The organism is Pseudoalteromonas sp. BSi20480, assembly GCF_000241365.1.
GTDB classification, from domain to species: Bacteria; Pseudomonadota; Gammaproteobacteria; order Enterobacterales; family Alteromonadaceae; genus Pseudoalteromonas; species Pseudoalteromonas marina.
Window position 1 is genome coordinate 190,868 of record NZ_BADX01000166.1, and the last position, 17,552, is coordinate 208,419.

The window sequence follows — 17,552 nt, forward strand, 5'->3', positions numbered from 1 at the left end:
TTATTTAGGTTAAAACTCGTAACTAATCACGTGTAGGTGAAGCTTTGAGAATAGGCATCGAAACGTATATACTCAAAACATACTAATAATGATAATAATGCTCCCACTATGACCAAATTAGGCTTACGTGATTCTGTTTTAACTTTGACCCTGATCCCCACGGTGATCATTGGATTGCTGCTTGGTGGTTATTTTACAGTAAATCGTTACATTGAGCTTGATGAAATTTTATATCAGCAAGGTGCAACTATTTCAGAGCCTCTAGCTATTGCCTTAGAACAACCACTTCTTGATAAAAATAAAGTATTACTAAATCGTTTAATCAGTTTTACACATAATCGGCACTCCCCGTCTATTAAATCAATTGCTATATTTGACACTAACAACGAGCTGTTGATGACGAGTAATTACCACCGCTCATTCGATGAATTAATCAATCAAGCGTCTCTTAAATCGCTTAAAGCCACAAAAATAGAATCCTCAAAAGATATAATTACTTTCTATACGCCAATTGTTGGTCATTCTTCACCTAATACTCAATGGGACGCTTCAGCCTTTCAAACATCGTTAGGTACGGTCATTTTACAGCTAAACAAAGATAAAGCCGTTATAGGCCAACAACGCGCCTTACTTATTAGTGGCATTGTTATTATTTTATCTTTGGTATTAGCGGCAATTATGGCATTTAAACTTAGCCGCATGTTCATGACCCCTTTAAATAAGTTAGTACTTGCAACCGACAAACTCGTTGAGGGAAAAAGAAGTACTGGCCTTACCGATACCATGTTGGGTGAATTTGATATTCTTCGTGAAGGGTTAAATACCATAGCCGATACTATGGTAATGCAAAAAGACGAAATGCAAAAAAATATTGACCAAGCAACCAGTGATTATCGTGAAACGCTTGAACAATATGAAACGCAAAATATTCAGCTCACAATGGCAAAAAAAGAAGCACAAGATGCCAATCGTGTTAAGTCAGACTTTTTAGCAAAAATGAGTCACGAGTTGCGTACACCACTTAATGGTGTAATGGGATTTACCCGCCAGCTTTATAAAACACCACTGAACAAGCATCAAAAAGATTACCTAGATACAATCATGTTATCGGCTAATAGTTTAATGACTATTATCAGCGATATTTTAGATTTTTCTAAACTAGAAGCTGGAGCGATGGAACTTGAATCGATTCAATTTCAATTGCGCGATGCAGTAAATGAAGTAATGACATTGCTTGCCCCAAGCGCCCATGAAAAACAGCTTGAGCTCTCTATTTATATAAACCCGCAGGTCCCTGACGACTTGACTGGCGATCCTACTCGCTTTAAACAAGTACTTATTAATTTATTAAGTAACGCAATTAAATTTACCGAGCAAGGTTCTATAAAAGTAGATATTAGCTACCGCTTACTTGATGAAGAAAGTGCCTCTGTTTTAGTGTCAGTAACAGATACCGGTGTGGGTATACCAATGGATAAGCAAGATTCATTGTTTACTCCTTTTGGCCAAGCAGATTCAAGCATAACGCGCAAATTTGGGGGTACAGGCCTCGGTCTGATTATCACCAAACATATTGTTGAAGCGATGAATGGTCGAATATCGTTAAACTCAGCACCTGGTAACGGAACGTGTTTTACATTTAATAGTGTTTTTAGACTGCCTAATCACGTATTTACAAACGATCTACCAAGTAAGTCACTCATTGGTAAGCGTATTTTATACCTTGAGCCGCACGAGCATACGCATCATGCTGTACTGTCCTTATTGACTGAGTGGCAAGCAAATGTAACGCCATGCTTTAACGAAGCCAGCTTTTTATCGGCCGTAGAAAATACCCAAACTAAATTTGATATTTGTTTAATTGGTCACATGGCATCGGTTGATCACATGCAACTATTAAAAGGCTATGTAAAAACGGTAAGAGACTCGACCGACTATTTATATTTAATGCTTAATACCGTTTCACATAATATGCGTGAGGCGTTTATTGGCAGCGGTGCAGATGCTTGCTTAAGTAAGCCGCTTAATCATCGTAAGTTATGTGAAGTGCTTGCCGCACCATATAGACTCGACCACCCTGTTCATAATATAGAGCAGAGCGAGCAAAAATTATTACCGCTTAAAGTGCTGGTTGTTGATGATAACGATGCTAACTTAAAACTTATATGTACATTGCTCGATGAACAGGTTGAAGTAATTGATACCGCTCATAATGGTTCACAAGCTTATAGTTTAAGTAAAAGTCATAAGTATGATGTTATTTTTATGGACATTCAAATGCCGATAATGGATGGCATAACCGCATGTAAACTTATCCAAGAGTCATCCCTTAATGAAGATACACCTATAATTGCAGTAACTGCGCATGCCTTGCATAGTGAAAAAGAACAACTACTGAAAGATGGCTTTAAAGGGTATTTAACCAAGCCTATTGATGAAGATACACTTAAACAAATTATTAGCGACCACAGCCCACAAACGCCAATAAACCGTGAAAAAACAAAAATGAAATACCACAAAGTCCAGCGCCTTTTGAGAGTAGCCGAATAGATTGGCCCCTTGCATTACAACGGGCTGGTGGAAAAAACGAATTGGCGCTTGAAATGCTTAATATGCTGCTTTTAAGCGTACCAGAAACGCTTAATTTACTAACTAAAGCTATTGATAATGAAGCTTGCGAACAAGTACTCAGTATTGTGCATAAATTTCATGGTGCGTGTTGCTACACCGGTGTACCGAAATTAAAATCGTTAGCTGAAACTATTGAGACTTCACTTAAAAATGAGTGCGTGCTCGAAAATATAGAACCTGAACTTTTTGAGCTACAAGATGAGCTTGAAAACCTATTGGTTGACGCAAAAATGGACAGTAAAAACAAAAAAGACGTGCTTTAAGCGCGTCTTTCAATTATGCCTTAACACTCATATGTGATTGTTAAGTTAAAACAGCTATTTATAATTGAAGTTAAATCCGCGCTTCAATCATTAGGCGCTTCATATCACGCACCGCTTTATCTAGGCCATCAATGGCGGCACGCGCAATAATAGCGTGGCCTATATTTAACTCATAAATTTCTGGCATAGCCGCTATTGGCTTTACATTATGGTAATTTAAACCATGCCCTGCATTTACAATTAAGCCTAAACTTGCTGCGTATTGTACACCTTGACGAATGTGTTCAAGTTCTTTGCTTAAGTCGCTATCGTTTGTAGCATCTGCGTATGCACCGGTGTGTATTTCTACATAAGGTGCGCCGCAGGCTTTTGCAGCATCTAATTGTGCAGTATCCGCGTCAATAAATAATGAGACTTTAATCCCTGCATCAGTAAGGGTTTTAGTTGCCGCTTTTATTTTTTCTATATTAGCTGCAACATCTAAACCGCCCTCAGTGGTCAATTCCTCTCGTTTTTCCGGCACTAAACAAACATATTCAGGCTTCACTTCTAAAGCAATAGCAATCATTTCATCGGTTACTGCTGTTTCGAGGTTCATACGAGTTTGAATTGTTTTTGCCATTACGTACACGTCACGGTCTTGAATGTGGCGGCGGTCTTCACGTAAATGAATGGTAATGCCGTCTGCACCAGCGTGCTCTGCAACGCTTGCTGCATGCGCTGGGTCAGGATAAGTTGTTCCTCGTGCTTGGCGAAGCGTTGCAATGTGATCAACATTTACACCCAAAAGAATATCTTTCATTGTTTTACCTGTAAAATTACGTTTATTGAGAGGCCGTAAATAACTCACGGCTTTTTAATGGCTTATTACCTAACAAAGGTTTTAGTAAATAGCGACTTAACTGTTTTGCCATATATAACACATCTTTTCGGCTAAAGTCATGATTTGCTATTGCTTGAAGCTGTTCACCGCTAAAACCTGAGCGAGTATCTTCTTGGATAACAAACCCAAGTTCAGAGAAATAACTATACGTAAGCGCTTCATCTATTGGCTCACCGTTGGTATCAAAACTGAAATCAACACCGTAACCTAATAATTCTAGTAATTGAAATTCGTACGAACGCAAAACAGATTGCAAATTGACGCCACGGTTTAAGTTTTCTAAATGAGATTTATAAAGCTCATAAGCTTGTTCAATAGGCTCATTAACAGGCACTATTCTGTTTGTTAACTCGTTTAAATAAAACCCACAATAAAGCTCGTCACCAGATAGAAAAAGCGGTGCGCCGTGCAGCTCAAATTTATTAATGTATTTTAAATCGTACTTACCACTATAGTGAACAAGTAGAGGTTGAAAGGGTTGCAATTGCGCTTTGTGTTTAGTGGCCTGGCGGCCACTAATTCGTGCGATCATTCTAAGCTGGCCAACGCCTTCTACTAGCATATCGAGCATTACTTGTGAGTCACTATAAGGACGTCGGTGTAATAAATATGCGGTATAGAAGTCACTATCCATAAAGTAGGTTACTTACTATTTTAGTCTTCACCATAGCCTAGGCTTCTAAGTGCGCGTTCGTCATCAGCCCAACCAGACTTAACTTTTACCCAAAGCTCTAAAAATACTTTGTTATCAAGCATCTCTTCAAGGTCTTTACGGGCTTCACGGCCAATTACTTTTAGCTTTTCGCCTTTGTTACCAATAACCATGCGTTTTTGTGTTTCACGTTCAACTAAAATTAAGCCATTGATATGCCAAACACCGTTTTCTTGCCACTTAAACTGCTCTATTTCAACAGTAACCGAGTAAGGTAACTCTTCACCCATAAAGCGCATTAGCTTTTCACGGATAACCTCTGCAGCCATAAAGCGCATCGAACGATCGGTTACGTAGTCATCAGGAAAGTAAAACTCACATGGCGGAAGACGTTTGGTTACTTCGTCTTTTATAAGGTCAACATTTTTACCTTGCTTAGCCGAAACGGGCATAATGCTCACAAAGTCAAACTTATCGCCTAATAACTTCATGTGCGGAAGCACTAAATCACGGTCTTTCACTTGGTCAATTTTATTAATAACCAACATCACTGGCTTACCGCTTTGCGATACTTTATTTAGTACCATTTCATCATCAGCAGTCCAGTGTGTTCCTTCAACCACAAAAATAATCAGCTCTACGTCACCAATCGAACTAGACGCAGCGCGGTTCATTAAGCGGTTAATTGCGCGCTTTTCTTCTATGTGAAGTCCCGGCGTATCAACATAAACGGCTTGATGCTTACCTTCTGTATGAATACCCATAATACGGTGGCGCGTTGTTTGCGGCTTACGTGAAGTAATACTGACTTTTTGCTCAATAATCTCATTGAGTAAAGTCGATTTACCTACGTTAGGACGTCCTACAATGGCAATCATGCCACAAAATGTATCAACATCACCTTCATGAGGTTGTATTAGGGTATCAAGATTCATTTTTAATTATCTTCAATGCTTTTTCAGCAGCTTTTTGTTCGGCCTTACGGCGTGAGCTACCAACAGAAATTATGCTATCCATTCCATCAACAATACATTCAACCGTGAATGTTTGATTGTGCGCTTGGCCCTTTGTATCAACCACAGTGTAGCCTGGTAAAGGAAGTTTGCGACCTTGTAGATGCTCTTGCAGCAGGGTCTTCGGATCTTTTTGGTTAAGCCCTGGTGAAATAGCATCTAACCGTGATTCGTACCACGATAAAATAAGCTCGCTGCAACGCTCGATACCTGAATCTAAAAACGCGGCACCAATAATGGCTTCTACTGCATCGGCAAGTGTTGATTCGCGGCGGAATCCACCACTTTTAAGCTCACCTGGGCCTAAACGTAAGTAATCACCTAAACCAAATTCAACGCCAAACTCAGCAAGTGTTTGACCACGTACCAGTGTTGAACGCATGCGGCTTAAGTCGCCTTCACGTGCTTTTGGGAATTTGGCATAAAGTGCATTAGCAATAACAAAGCTCAAAATTGAGTCGCCTAAAAACTCCAAGCGCTCGTTATGCTGACCTTTGTGACTGCGGTGCGTCATTGCCTGTTCAAGTAAACCTTGATCAGAAAACTCGTAGCCGATTTTGTTGTATAACTCTGTTACATTTTTTTCATTGTTACTGAATATTACCTAGGCGTTCAAAGCGAACACCAGTTGGAACCCATCCTGGTAAAACATCATCAGGGCCATTCTCAAATTCAAAACTCATCCATATAAAGACAGCTTTCCCCACCAAGTTTTCTTTTGGTACAAATCCCCAAAATCGACCATCTTCACTATTATCGCGGTTGTCACCCATCATAAAATAGTGATCTGCGGGTACAACCCACTCATCGGTGCGAGTACCAGCTTGTCTAAAGTAGCGACCTTTTTTCTCTGGAACCTCAGGGTAAATTAAAATATCGTGACCATCTTCTGTTAGCGATTCATTTATTCGAACCGATTCCATGCCTTTTAGCATAAACTCGCCTCTATCTTTCACTTCCATGTCAATTTTGTTGTACTCACCACATTGTAAGTTACTGCGGCTTACTTCACCTTCAGCACACTTTGGCTGAATGTATAGGTGCTTATCGCGGTATACAACCTTATCGCCAGGTAGTCCTATTGTTCTTTTGATGTAGTCAATTGTTTCATTACCAGGAAACTTAAAAACAACAATATCACCACGTTCTGGCTCGTCCATCTCAACTAATTGAGTGCGCCAAACAGGGTCTTTTATACCGTATGAATACTTTTGTACTAAAATAAAATCGCCCACGAGTAGTGTTGGCATCATTGAACCTGACGGAATTTGAAAAGGTTCAAAGATAAACGATCTGAAAATAGTAATAGCAGCAATCATCGGAAAAATCGATTTTGCAGTTTCAGTTAATACTGGCTCTGGTGCAATTAATGCTGCTGTTTCATCATCTAACTTTGCGCCAGCAGAGGTTTGTGCTAACGCTAAACGCTCTTGCCTTTTTGGTGCATACATTAAGTGGTCTATTAACCATATTAAGCCTGAGCCTAAGGTTAACAGCACCAATAAAATTGAAAAGTAACCAGCCATTTATAATCCTTTGTTGTTATTTGCCAACTTTCAAAATAGCTAAAAACGCCTCTTGAGGTACTTCTACATTACCTACTTGTTTCATGCGTTTTTTACCATCTTTCTGTTTTTTGAGTAGCTTTTTCTTACGACTCACATCACCACCGTAACATTTGGCAATTACGTTTTTACGTAGCTGTTTTACAGTTGTACGCGCAATAACATGCTGGCCAATCGCTGCTTGAATTGCAATATCAAACATTTGGCGCGGAATAAGCTCTTTAAGCGCATCAGCAAGCTGACGACCACGCGATTGCGCACTGTCTCTGTGAGCAATAATTGCAAGCGCATCAACACGTTCACCATTAATTAAAATATCAACGCGCACCATGTCTGAGGTTTGAAAGTGCTTAAAATTATAATCTAGCGATGCAAAACCACGGCTTGTAGATTTAAGCTTATCGAAGAAATCCATTACCACTTCAGCCATTGGTAACTCATACGTTACTGCAACTTGCTTACCGTGATAAGTCATTTTGGTTTGGCTACCGCGCTTTTCAATACATAGGGTAATTACATTACCTAAGTACTCTTGCGGTACTAATATATTTGCCTCAACAATCGGCTCACGAATTTCTACAATGTCATTTACTGCGGGTAAGTCAGACGGATTATCGATTTGGAAAGTGCGATCGTCCTTCGTTACGATTTCGTAAATTACCGTTGGTGCGGTTGTAATCAAATCAATATCGTATTCGCGCTCTAAACGTTCCTGAATAATTTCCATGTGGAGCATACCCAAGAAACCACAACGAAAACCAAAGCCAAGTGCCGTTGAGTTTTCTGGCTCGAAGAATAAAGACGCATCGTTTAAGCTTAGCTTGTTAAGCGCATCACGGAATGACTCATACTCGTCAGACGCAATTGGGAACATACCTGCATATACTTGCGGTTTAATTTTCTGAAAGCCAGGTAAACGTTCTGGTGCTGCGTTTCTTTGATGTGTGATCGTATCACCAACGGGTGCACCGTGAATCTCTTTAATACCTGCGATAACAAAGCCTACTTCACCGGTACGTAAGATACCTGTATTGGTTTGCTTAGGTGTGAATATGCCCACTTGATCGGCTGTATGAATGTGCTCGTTAGACATGATTTTAATTTTGTCACCCGTGCGTAGCTCACCGTGCTTAATGCGCACAAGCGATACAACACCTTGATATGGGTCAAACCATGAATCAATAATTAGCGCTTGTAGAGGCTCATCTTTTTCACCAACTGGCGGCGGGATGTCTTTGACGATCATTTCAAGTACTTCGGCAATACCAACACCTGTTTTAGCACTACACTGCACAGCGTCTAAAGCATCAATACCAATAATTTCTTCGATTTCTTCAGCAACACGCAATGGATCTGCTTGTGGCAAATCGATTTTGTTTAATACAGGAATTACTTCTAAGTCCATTTCAATTGCGGTGTAACAGTTTGCTAAAGTTTGCGCTTCAACGCCTTGCCCTGCATCAACAACTAATAATGCGCCTTCACATGCAGCTAAAGAACGCGATACTTCATAGGTGAAGTCAACGTGCCCTGGGGTATCGATAAAGTTAAGTTGATATGTTTCGCCGTCATTTGCTTTGTAGTTCAACGTTACACTTTGCGCTTTGATGGTAATACCACGTTCGCGCTCAATATCCATTGAATCTAAAACTTGTTTTTGCATTTCACGGTCGGTTAAACCGCCACAAACTTGAATCAAACGATCTGAAAGGGTCGATTTACCGTGGTCAATATGGGCGATTATCGAAAAATTACGGATATGCTTCATAAACTGAGTTCAATACTTCTTATTTAAAGGACTAAATATGGATACCTAAGTGACTTGCAAATACTTGTTTTAGCATGCTTTTTAATTAATTCAAAACATACATAATGACGAAAAATGATATAAACAATCAATAACGGCTCACACAGCAACCATGCTGGTTAACATTTATTAAATTGTTTTAAATCACAGCTTCCTGTATTTCCAAGTTACTTGGGTATAAAACGCCAATTTTACATTTAATTGGCGTCAATCACCATCTATTTGAGTTAAAGGGATGCTAATTGGGTGAATTTTTACTACTTTTATATCGTGCCTGAGCGATTTAACACGTGTTCTTGCAATATAAAACCCCAAAACACCGCCCATAACAGCTGCAAATATTTGCCACACTTCGCCCATTATTAATAACTCAGACGTAGCAAGTGCAAAAACAAGACTTAAAAAAAGCGGCAGCATATACACAGCAAATGCGTGTTTTACCATATGGCTATCATCAAGGGATAAAGTGATCTTCTGGCCTATTTCGACAGGGGACTCAAATTTATAAGGGAGTGTTTTTTTTGCAGTGCCAAATAATTTACTAAATACTTGGGAGCCGCAACGACCGTTGCAGCCAGCGCAAGCTTGCTTTTGCTCGGCTTCTAAATGAGCCGTGTGACCACTAAGGGCCACAACAGTGAGGGTTTGTTCAATCATAACAATCCTTACGAATCGTTTATAAAGCGCGCGTAACAGATTCGGCTATTGCCTTTGCAGTTAGGCTTGGCACATTACCAACAACCGATACATCAAAATTACCGCCATTATGCACATAAACCGTTGTAGCGCCAGAGGTGAGTGCACCACTTAAACGTTTACCAGGTAGTGGTCGCTGAATAAATACCGACACTTCAACAAACCCATCTGAATATAGATAGTAATCCGTAAGCTCATTATTCAAATCTAGCTTGTGTCTGTCCGATTTGAGTAGCTCAAAACCGGCAGGTAACCAGCTTATTTTCCAGTTAGTTGACGAATTATCAACTCCTTCCAACTCGCTTTCAGGTAAGGGTGTAGGAAAATTTCGATTTAACACTTCTAATAGCATAGGAGCTGGTTGTTCAGTCACACTAATATGGGTTAACTGAAGCTGCTCAAGAGCTTCTCCTTGATGGTTTACATAAGCAGCTTTTAATAGCAGCGCCGATTCCATATCAAGCCAAATCCAGTAGTTATATTTGTGCTCATCTTTTGACTCTATACGTACAAGTTGTGCAGCACGCCCAGCAATACGCCCTTTTCCGCCAAGTACAAAATCGTAGTGCTCACTTAAGCGTTGTATGTCTTTAAAAAGTACTTCTGGGATAGGCCCTGCAATAGAGTCTGTTTTTAGTGAATAAGGTTCAGACTGAGGTTCAAAGTAAGTTACCTGGTCGTTGACTCTAATCATTTCAAGGCCTGCGCCATTGAGCAAACTTAAGTGTTCGAGTTCAGTTTCACCTTGTTTGGCGTGCACCCATCGATAGGGTTCCATTGATTTACCTTTAACAACCACAAACGAGGCATCAAAGTTACGATTATGAACAGCATTAGCCATTTCTAATAATAACGTTTTGGCAGGATTTGTGTCGTTGGCAACTGCAGTAAAGCTCAATACCAACGACAGAACAAAAGTGATTACTTTCATTTAATTAGTTTTTTTCCTCTTGCGCTTTTGTTTCATTTTGCGCTGTTTGAAGAGAGTTAGCAACACGTGCTTGACGTTGATGCTCTAATACTAACGCGCCAATACGCTGTTGTTGCAACTCACGTAAACCTTGCTCTGCGTTTTCAAGAGCGGGCGCAGATGAGTAGCTTACTGGTGACGCCATACCTGTTAACGGTGTTGTTTGCAGTAATGGGATTTCATTTTGCTGTGGATCACTTTGCGGTAACGTGCTTACTCCCACAATCGCAAACATTGCCACACTTGCGGCAATTGCAAGCTGAGCAACAGGCTTACGCCAATTAAATGCCACTACGTTATTCTGTTCTGGCTTATCGTCCACTTTAGACTGCGCTTTCGACTGGGTAAAGTCAGCATATACAGGCTCGCTTTCAAGTGCTAGAGCAACGCGTTCGCTAATATTAATATGGATGTCGTGGTTATTTTTTTGAGCACGCATTGCATCACCAATTAACGCATAACGACCAAACGTAGAAACATCTTGCTCTGCAATTTTTGCATCAGCTAGGTGCTGCTCGCCATCAAGTAATGCAGATAACGATTCGTTATCTAACTTGTTAAGGTGTGCTTTTGTCATACTAAGACTCGCCTATTAATGGGTTTAATTTGTTATCAATTGCTTCACGGGCACGAAATATACGCGAACGTACTGTGCCTACAGGGCAATCCATTACCACAGCTATTTCTTCATAGCTCATACCCTCAATTTCTCTGAGAGTTATTGCGGTTTTAAGGTCTTCAGGCAAACTATCAATTGTATTAAAAATTACAGCGCGAACCTCTTCACTTAATAAAAGGTTTTCAGGTGATGCGTTTGAACGCATCGAGTCACCACAATCATAAAATTCAGCTTCTTCAGCGTCAATATCATTAGCTGGCGGCTTACGCCCCTGAGCAACTAAATAATTTTTAGCACAATTAACGGCAATACGGTATAACCAAGTATAGAAAGCACTGTCGCCTCTAAAGTTGGGAAGTGCACGGTAAGCTTTTATAAAAGCTTCTTGCGCTACATCAGCAATATCGCCTTGATTTGATACATAACGAGAGATCAAACCTGCAATTTTGTTTTGATACTTCTTTACTAATAGATTGAAGGCATTTTTATCGCCCTGCTGCACTCTTCTTACTAGCACTAAATCCAATTCCTGCTCGCTCATTCGAGCCGGTACTCCTATGTCTGGTTTTTGCTTGTTATTCATATTATCGCCATTGTTCACAAATACTCTGACCGCGACATGAATAAAAAGTTCTGCTTAATATTATTTTTATATAAAATAGTTCATAAATAACGGCGCTAAGCCATTAAAATCACTACATAGTGGTATGACAAATATGATACAACTACACATATTAAAAACAAATACTGCTTTATTTAAGCATTGTAACCGCAAAGTACCCCTGACATGAACCAAAATAAACATCACATCGCAGATATCGCAATTATCGGAAGCGGCGCGGCTGGCTTATCTCTTGCCTTATCACTAGCTAACTATTGTAACGTTACCGTTATTAGTAAAGGCGCGCTTACCGAAGGCTCTACACTTTATGCACAAGGTGGTATAGCCGCAGTATTTGATAAAAAAAATGACAGTATTGAATCGCATGTTGAAGATACTTTAGATGCTGGCGGCGGCCTATGTGACCGTGAAGCTGTTCACTATACAGCAAGTAATGCACACGATTGCCTTCAATGGCTAATTGACCAAGGTGTGCCTTTTGACATGGAATTTGATAGCAAAGGCAAAGAGCGTTTTCACTTAACGCGAGAAGGCGGTCATAGCCATCGTCGAATTTTGCATGCCGCCGATGCGACTGGTAAAGCCGTTCAAACAACATTAATAAGCCAAGTGAAATTACATAAAAACATCACTCTACTTGAGCAATACAATGCAATTGATTTAATTACTGATAAAAATACTGGCAAAGCAGGAACACACGTTGAGGGTATGTATGTGTGGAACAAAAAAGCTAAAAAAGTCGAAACTATATCGGCTAAATTTGTAGCACTTGCGACCGGTGGAGCAAGCAAGGTGTACTTATATACATCTAATCCTGATGTATCAAGCGGTGACGGTATTGCTATGGCTTGGCGAGCTGGCTGTAAAGTGGCTAATATGGAATTTAATCAATTCCATCCCACCAGCTTATACCACCCTGAATTACAAAACTTTCTAATTACCGAGGCAATGCGCGGTGAGGGCGCGTATTTAAAACGCCCCGATGGCACTCGCTTTATGAAAGATTTTGATGAACGTGAAGAGCTAGCCCCTCGTGATATAGTCGCTCGCGCAATCGATTTTGAAATGAAGCGCTTAGGTGCTAATTGCGTTTACTTAGATATTAGCCATAAAGATAAAGAATTTATTATTGAGCACTTCCCTACCATTTATGCAAAATGCTTGAGTGTTGGGTTAGATATTACAAAAGAAGCGATTCCGGTTGTCCCTGCCGCACACTACACTTGCGGTGGTGTAATGACTGACTTTAATGGTAAAACAGATTTAGATAATCTGTATGCAGTTGGTGAAGTAGCTTACACCGGCCTGCACGGTGCAAACAGAATGGCAAGTAACTCATTATTAGAGTGCATTGTGTTTGCCCATGCTGCAGCGAAAGATATTTTAAGTAAAATTGAACATGCACCAGAACCCATGACCTTGCCGCAATGGGATGAAAGCCGTGTAACTAACTCGGACGAAGAAATAGTCATTACGCATAATTGGCATGAGCTACGCCTATTTATGTGGGATTATGTCGGTATTGTTCGTTCAACTAAGCGTTTAGAGCGCGCACTACATCGGGTTGAGTTGCTGCAACAAGAAATACACGACTATTATGCTAACTTTAGAGTAAGTAACAACTTACTTGAGCTACGTAATTTAGTGCAAGTAGCAGAGTTAATTATTAGAAGTGCAATGCAAAGAAAAGAAAGTAGAGGGCTTCATTACACAATTGATTACCCTGAGCAAAACGAAAACCCAACCCCCACTATTTTGACCCCTGAGCGCCATTAACCGCACTCAAAACAGCTCGTTTTAATCGGGCATAGCTTTGCTTATCAACACCATTGGCTGAAATAATAAGCCAATGGTTGTTATTAAATCCTTTTATAAATAGCCAAACACTGCCCATAAACACTTTGCTTTTTGGACCTATTTGCCCTTCTATTTTATGTACGTCATTTTCGAATCTAAACAAACTAGGCTCTAAAATAATCACGCCCATTTGCGGTTGGCAGGCTTTTACTTTACGCCAGACTAAAACCCCGGTTATCAGGTTGGCAAAAATACATATTAGGATTGCCAAAAAAGAGCTTAAAAATAAACACATTATTAAAATAAGCACACAAAAAAAGACCACAATGGGTTTGTGGTCTGCTTTATTATTTTTTACAGTGAACCTATACACGAACTCTGTTTAATATGAGTTGTACCATACTATTTAGCTGCTCGTCTTTGCATTTTTCATGGCCCATAAACCATGCAAATAGATCAGGATCTTCTTGTGTTAACAAGCGCTGAAAAATAGCTTGTTGCTCTGCATTTAAAGAATCGTATGCTTCTTCTACAAACGGCATAAACAAAACATCTAGCTCTAACATACCACGACGACAAGCCCAACGAATACGTGCTTTACTATGAATTTCAACCATTTTAAACCTCATACTGAATTGACTCGAGTTTAACAAACACAAGCCGGTTTAGCAGCTATTAATCAACTATAAAATAAATACACCCCTGCGGGTGCTTGTCTGTACCATACGTAGCAACTGCGTTATTATGTCACTTCATTTGTATTGCAAAGAAGGTTTTTATGTCTAGCGTTTACGCATGTCCGTTATCTCACCAACTTATTAGCCTTACAGGTGCTGATAAATTATCTTATCTGCACGGGCAAATTACTCAAGATCTAAATAAACTAACCAACAGCAATTTTTTATGGACCGGCCACTGTAGCGCCAAAGGAAAACTTTGGGGCGTATTTAAGCTATTTTCTCACCAAGACAGTTACTACTTATCTGGCAGTAGTGCTGAGGTAGAGCAATCGTTAGTTGAGCTAAAGAAATACGCAGTATTTGCAAAAGTAGACATAAGTGCGTCTTCAAACCGGTTAATTGGCCTTATTGGTGATGACTTATCTACGATTTTAACAGAGCTGGGTATTGCTTTTGACGACAATATAATAGCGTGTGACTTTGATAACGGTAAAGCATTGAAGCTGGCTGATAACCGAGTGTTGCTTATGGTTGACAGTCAGTTTGCAATCCCGGATAGCGTTTTAACGCTTGATAACGATGCACCATGGCAGCAAGCAGCAATTTTAGCTGGCGAGCCACAGCTGAGCAGTGATGCAATTGGTGAATATGTGCCGCAAATGGTTAATTTACAAGCCATTGGTGGAATCAGCTTTAAAAAAGGCTGCTATACAGGGCAAGAAACTGTAGCCCGCATGAAGTACCTTGGTAAAAATAAGCGAGCCATGTATATCGTATCAGGCCAAAGCGAAAGCATGCTGGACGAACCCGAACTTGAAGTACAACTGGGTGAAAACTGGCGTCGTGCTGGTAAGCTTATTGCGCAAAGCTTTGATGAAAAAACAAAGATCTTAACTGGCCTTGTTGTGTTGCCAAACGATACTGAAACAACGCAAGTACTTCGTGCAAAACACGCGCCTCAGGTAGAGCTAAACATTCTGCCTCTGCCCTACTCTTTAGATGATGAATAAATAGGAATGACTATGATCGTTGCGGCAAACAAAGTGGTAAAAATGCATTATTCAGTGATGGATAATGATGGTAACAGCATTGATAACTCGTTCGGTGGTGAGCCGCTACATTTTATTGTGGGTACTGGTTATCTAATTTCAGGCCTTGAAAACGCACTACTAGGTAAGCAACCTGGTGACACGCTAAGCGTAAAAGTAGAACCTGAAGATGGTTACGGTGAACGCCATGACAACCTAATGCAAGCTGTACCAAAGTCGATGTTCGATGGTATGGAAATTGAAGTGGGTATGCAATTTCGCGCATCAACAGATGATGGCGACCAATCAGTAATGATTATTGATATTCAAGATGAAGAGGTCATTGTTGATGGCAATAACCCGCTTGCAGGTATTACACTAAACTTCGATGTTGAAATACTTGAAGTACGAGATGCAACAGCTGATGAGCTTACCCATGGCCATGTACATGGCGAAGGTGGTTGTGGTCACGACCACTAATAAAACCTTTTATAAAAAAGCGCCTAAGGCGCTTTTTTATATCATATTATTACGTTTAACCACCTTGGAGTCACTTTGTTGCTTTTTAGGCTGTGCCACTGGTACGTTTTGTTTTTTTAGTGCGTCTAGTAACCCTTGTTGGTCGTTTGTACCCACTCTATACAAGGTGCCATCGTTAAGCGTTAGCTGAACAGCACTAAATCCAGACACAGTATAAACCCACCCATCGTGCGTTATACGAATACCAATACCATGCCTGTAAGAGTTTTGAACTGCTTTCGCCTCAGAAATATCGCTAAGCGTAATTTGCTGGCCTGCCACACCAGGGCCAAATCCCCAGCTAATTGTTTTATCGTTTACTTTAACTGTTAAGCCATGAAACAAAAAGCCCACCAGTACCAATACACCTGCAAAAATAATTAACGGCCAATCTGCCCCAATTAAATTCCATGCTAAAGCAACAAAGCCACCAATCCAGGTCAAAACAAAAAAGATAAACACCGCATACTGTTTATGCTGATACATAAAATTCTCTAATTAAATAAATACTTAAAAGCTATACACTAAAGTAGCACTGAGCTCAGAATCAAACTTAAGTTTATCATCTTCTGGTTTTGAATTATAACGATACATATAAGCAAACTTAAGAGACACCGCCCCTATAACCTGACTAATCAGCGCAGTTTCAGACTTTAATCGTGAATTTAACCCTGACAATGACTGCTCTATACTCACATCTTGATTAAAACGTGTGCGTTTTGAAACCAGTCGCTCCCATTGCATAGCAACACGAAGTAAGTAACCGGTTTTACTTTCTTCGCTTTCACTCACCGTTGAGTCTTCATCAGCTACCGAACGGTACAAACCAGGCCCGATATCAATATCTACTTTGTTCTTAGTGCCCTGATAAACACGCGCACCATACCCTGTTGCAATGGTGCTTTTAAATTTAAGGCCACTAAACTGATCTTCCTCGTAATCGCCATAAATAAAAAACGATGAATTTTTAACGCCTACTTTGTAGTTACCTTGTGCAGATACAAACACACGGTTTGCAGTTACATCGCTGTCTCCAGTGTCGTCATTTTCGTCGCGCTTATAAAGGGAGTCAATTTTGAATTGGTTTCGCCACTTTTCAAAATCTTGGTAAAGGTTACCTTTGAGCTTAAAGCTGGTTGAATTGATATTTCCCCGAGACAAAATAAACCCAAACTCAGTATCGCCGTAAAGCATTTCGCCTTTGTGTAAATCATGAATTTCTTCGTCAGAAAGCTGCCCATACTCATGAAAATCTTCAAATGGATCAACAGCCCAGCAAGAGCCACTAATTAAAATAAAAATTAAAAATAAATACTTACGCAAAATTCTATCTCGCCACTTAATCAAAAATAAACAAACAGCAGGGCTTATTCACTTTCTTTCCATAAAATATGGCAAAACGGGGCGTCTTTATCACGGCTAATTAAAATTTTTGCAAATAGCACATCTTCATTATCAAACTCTAAACCCACTAGCACTTGAATAAAGTGTTCTGGCTCAATTTCAAGCGCAACAAAATCTTGCCACTGGTCGTCCGGTTCATCTTCTTCAATAAAGCCAAGATCTTCTCGGTACTCATTAAAGTTTTCAACGTCATCATCACTTAAGTTACTCGGTGCTAACTCTAAAAAAATATCATAAGCTTGATGTGTTGCTTCTTCGATTGTAAATAAACGTGGACCCGACATAGTTGCGTAACCTTAACCTTAATAATTGGCGGTATGTTATCAAATCTGATTAGCTATTTGATAAAAAAGCGTTTAAAAACCTGACTTTTTTAACCTCAAACCACACTTTGTTAATTATC

At 39.9% G+C, this 17,552-nt stretch carries 18 protein-coding genes and 1 pseudogene; 4 read left to right on the top strand and 15 right to left on the bottom strand.

The window, feature by feature from the left end; genetic code table 11:
* The first annotated feature begins 108 nt into the window (after nt 1-108).
* A pseudogene (gene barA / locus P20480_RS01390) lies at nt 109-2,894 on the top strand (two-component sensor histidine kinase BarA).
* 70 nt (nt 2,895-2,964) lie between these two features.
* Here the strand turns inward: barA and pdxJ are convergent.
* The 10 genes from pdxJ to rpoE form a co-directional block, all read right to left on the bottom strand.
* Nucleotides 2,965-3,696, bottom strand: a complete 732-nt coding sequence (pdxJ, locus tag P20480_RS01385; RefSeq protein ID WP_008132749.1) for a pyridoxine 5'-phosphate synthase — start codon at nt 3,694-3,696, stop codon at nt 2,965-2,967.
* A 22-nt stretch (nt 3,697-3,718) separates the two neighbouring features.
* Nucleotides 3,719-4,411, bottom strand: coding sequence for a DNA repair protein RecO (recO, locus tag P20480_RS01380; RefSeq protein WP_006794151.1), 693 nt, complete (start codon nt 4,409-4,411; stop codon nt 3,719-3,721).
* Between the two features lie 20 nt (nt 4,412-4,431).
* Nucleotides 4,432-5,364, bottom strand: a complete 933-nt coding sequence (era, locus tag P20480_RS01375) for a GTPase Era (RefSeq protein WP_008132750.1) — start codon at nt 5,362-5,364, stop codon at nt 4,432-4,434.
* Complete coding sequence (rnc, locus tag P20480_RS01370; RefSeq protein WP_033025865.1) at nt 5,354-6,043, bottom strand: ribonuclease III; 690 nt, start codon at nt 6,041-6,043, stop codon at nt 5,354-5,356. Before rnc ends, era begins: the two co-directional genes overlap by 11 nt.
* On the bottom strand, nt 6,033-6,968 hold the full coding sequence (lepB, locus tag P20480_RS01365) for a signal peptidase I (RefSeq protein WP_008132752.1): 936 nt from the start codon (nt 6,966-6,968) through the stop codon (nt 6,033-6,035). The genes rnc and lepB overlap by 11 nt, the downstream gene beginning before the upstream one ends.
* Nucleotides 6,969-6,984: 16 nt before the next feature.
* Nucleotides 6,985-8,775, bottom strand: a complete 1,791-nt coding sequence (lepA, locus tag P20480_RS01360) for a translation elongation factor 4 (RefSeq protein WP_008132753.1) — start codon at nt 8,773-8,775, stop codon at nt 6,985-6,987.
* Nucleotides 8,776-9,021: 246 nt separating this feature from the next.
* On the bottom strand, nt 9,022-9,471 hold the full coding sequence (locus tag P20480_RS01355) for a SoxR reducing system RseC family protein (RefSeq protein WP_008132754.1): 450 nt from the start codon (nt 9,469-9,471) through the stop codon (nt 9,022-9,024).
* Between the two features lie 19 nt (nt 9,472-9,490).
* Nucleotides 9,491-10,441 (bottom strand): MucB/RseB C-terminal domain-containing protein, encoded by a 951-nt coding sequence (locus P20480_RS01350; RefSeq protein ID WP_008132755.1) that lies wholly within the window; start codon nt 10,439-10,441, stop codon nt 9,491-9,493.
* Between the two features lie 4 nt (nt 10,442-10,445).
* Nucleotides 10,446-11,057 carry a sigma-E factor negative regulatory protein gene (locus P20480_RS01345; RefSeq protein WP_008132762.1) on the bottom strand — a complete coding sequence of 204 codons (612 nt, stop codon included), beginning with the start codon at nt 11,055-11,057 and terminating at the stop codon, nt 10,446-10,448.
* Nucleotide 11,058: 1 nt separating this feature from the next.
* On the bottom strand, nt 11,059-11,640 hold the full coding sequence (gene rpoE, locus P20480_RS01340; RefSeq protein WP_006794143.1) for an RNA polymerase sigma factor RpoE: 582 nt from the start codon (nt 11,638-11,640) through the stop codon (nt 11,059-11,061).
* Between the two features lie 246 nt (nt 11,641-11,886).
* Here rpoE and nadB point away from each other — a divergent pair, with 246 nt between their 5' ends.
* Nucleotides 11,887-13,497: an L-aspartate oxidase gene (nadB, locus tag P20480_RS01335; protein WP_008132766.1), complete on the top strand. Its 1,611-nt coding sequence runs from the start codon at nt 11,887-11,889 to the stop codon at nt 13,495-13,497.
* Here the strand turns inward: nadB and P20480_RS18820 are convergent.
* Together P20480_RS18820 and P20480_RS01330 are read right to left on the bottom strand one after the other, a co-directional pair.
* Nucleotides 13,472-13,813 (bottom strand): hypothetical protein, encoded by a 342-nt coding sequence (locus tag P20480_RS18820; protein WP_370587999.1) that lies wholly within the window; start codon nt 13,811-13,813, stop codon nt 13,472-13,474. The genes nadB and P20480_RS18820 overlap by 26 nt on opposite strands.
* Before the next feature lie 70 nt (nt 13,814-13,883).
* Entirely contained in the window at nt 13,884-14,135 is a 252-nt protein-coding gene (locus tag P20480_RS01330) for an FAD assembly factor SdhE (RefSeq protein WP_006794140.1), read from the bottom strand.
* A gap of 161 nt (nt 14,136-14,296) precedes the next feature.
* On the opposite strand from P20480_RS01330, the gene ygfZ reads away from it, so the two are divergent.
* Nucleotides 14,297-15,208 (top strand): tRNA-modifying protein YgfZ, encoded by a 912-nt coding sequence (gene ygfZ, locus P20480_RS01325; RefSeq protein WP_008132772.1) that lies wholly within the window; start codon nt 14,297-14,299, stop codon nt 15,206-15,208.
* A gap of 12 nt (nt 15,209-15,220) precedes the next feature.
* A complete protein-coding gene (locus P20480_RS01320; protein WP_008132774.1) occupies nt 15,221-15,706 on the top strand; it encodes an FKBP-type peptidyl-prolyl cis-trans isomerase in 486 nt (161 codons plus the stop codon).
* 36 nt (nt 15,707-15,742) lie between these two features.
* On the opposite strand, the gene P20480_RS01315 is transcribed toward P20480_RS01320, so the two are convergent.
* The 3 genes from P20480_RS01315 to P20480_RS01305 are packed head-to-tail and all read right to left on the bottom strand — an operon-like array spanning nt 15,743 to nt 17,433.
* Complete coding sequence (locus tag P20480_RS01315; protein ID WP_008132775.1) at nt 15,743-16,231, bottom strand: hypothetical protein; 489 nt, start codon at nt 16,229-16,231, stop codon at nt 15,743-15,745.
* Nucleotides 16,232-16,255: 24 nt separating this feature from the next.
* Nucleotides 16,256-17,068: a DUF481 domain-containing protein gene (locus P20480_RS01310; RefSeq protein ID WP_008132777.1), complete on the bottom strand. Its 813-nt coding sequence runs from the start codon at nt 17,066-17,068 to the stop codon at nt 16,256-16,258.
* Nucleotides 17,069-17,112: 44 nt separating this feature from the next.
* A complete protein-coding gene (locus P20480_RS01305) occupies nt 17,113-17,433 on the bottom strand; it encodes an HI1450 family dsDNA-mimic protein (protein ID WP_006794135.1) in 321 nt (106 codons plus the stop codon).
* Between the last annotated feature and the right edge of the window lie 119 nt (nt 17,434-17,552).